We start from the raw sequence: 1,072 nt of genomic DNA on the forward strand, positions 1-1,072 counted from the left end.
AGATAGAGCAGCTTGGCGCCGGGAAGCGCGGCCGCAACCGCGTCGGGATCCGAGCCGTCGACATAGTCGACCTTGATGTTCAAACGCGGAAACAGGCGTTCGAACAGCCGGTAGGCATCGCCATAGCAGTTGCGCACGGCGACCATGCGCTCTCCGGCGCCGACGAAGGCGAGCACCGTGGCGCTGATGGCCGCCATGCCGCTGGAGAAACCGCGCGCGGCTTCGGCACCTTCGAGCGCCGCGACACGCGCCTCGAACTCCATCACCGTCGGATTGTCGCCGCGCGAATAGATCGGCTGCTTTCTTCTGCCAGCAAAAGTGTCGGCCATGTCTGCGTAGCTGGCGAAGGTGAAGAGCGAGGTCTGGTAGATCGGCGGCACCACCGCGCCGCCGGGGAACGGATCATCATGCGCAAGCAGCGTCGCCGCCTCGCCGAGATAGTCGCTGGCCAGGGAGGCCGGGTCGAAAGTGTTGGGCTGCTCGTTCATCTGCGGTCCGAAAGTTTGAGGTTGGCGGCGCCGCGCTTCAGATCGTCCTCGACGGTGGCGATGAGCTTCAGCGCCTCGGCGCGGGCGCCCTCAGGGTCATGCGCGGCGATGCGCTCGAAAATGGTGCGGTGATAGGGAAAGCTGGCATGGCCGAAATCGCGCACCCCGAGCGGATGTTCCCAGAAGCGGTGGAACATCTCGTACATGGCGGCGATGATCTGCTCGAACAGCGGATTGCCGGAGGCACGGAAGACCGCCTGGTGGAACTCCCAATCCTCGTCCGAGGACATGCCGGCGCGAGTCTGGAACGCCTCCTCCATGAGGTCGAGCTTGCGCTCGATCTCGGCGAGCTCGGCCTTGCCGGCACGAATGGCGCAAAGGGCGGCCGCCTCCGCCTCCAGTGCGCGGCGGATCTCCAGCGTCGCCATCAGGCCGGCGAAATCATTGCCGCCGGCGAGCGTCAGCGGCATGTGCAGCATGTCGGGCGAGACGGCGGCCTTGAGATAGGTGCCCGAGCCCTGCCGCCGTTCGACAAGGCCCAGCCCTTCCCAGCGCGTCAGCGCCTCGCGCACCGTGTTGCGGCT

Annotated in this window: 2 protein-coding genes; both read right to left on the reverse strand. The window is 66.4% G+C overall.

The features are described 5' to 3' along the window. Positions 1-488: PLP-dependent transferase (locus EOA27_RS37715; protein WP_189562351.1), on the reverse strand; the 488-nt coding region annotated here is incomplete at its 3' end. Continuing rightward, positions 485-1,072, reverse strand: a 588-nt coding sequence (locus tag EOA27_RS37720) for an FCD domain-containing protein (protein ID WP_145970877.1), incomplete at its 5' end; no start/stop codon positions are given. The genes EOA27_RS37715 and EOA27_RS37720, both read right to left, overlap by 4 nt.

This window comes from Mesorhizobium sp. M2A.F.Ca.ET.037.01.1.1, assembly GCF_003998075.1.
Classification (GTDB): Bacteria; Pseudomonadota; Alphaproteobacteria; order Rhizobiales; family Rhizobiaceae; genus Mesorhizobium.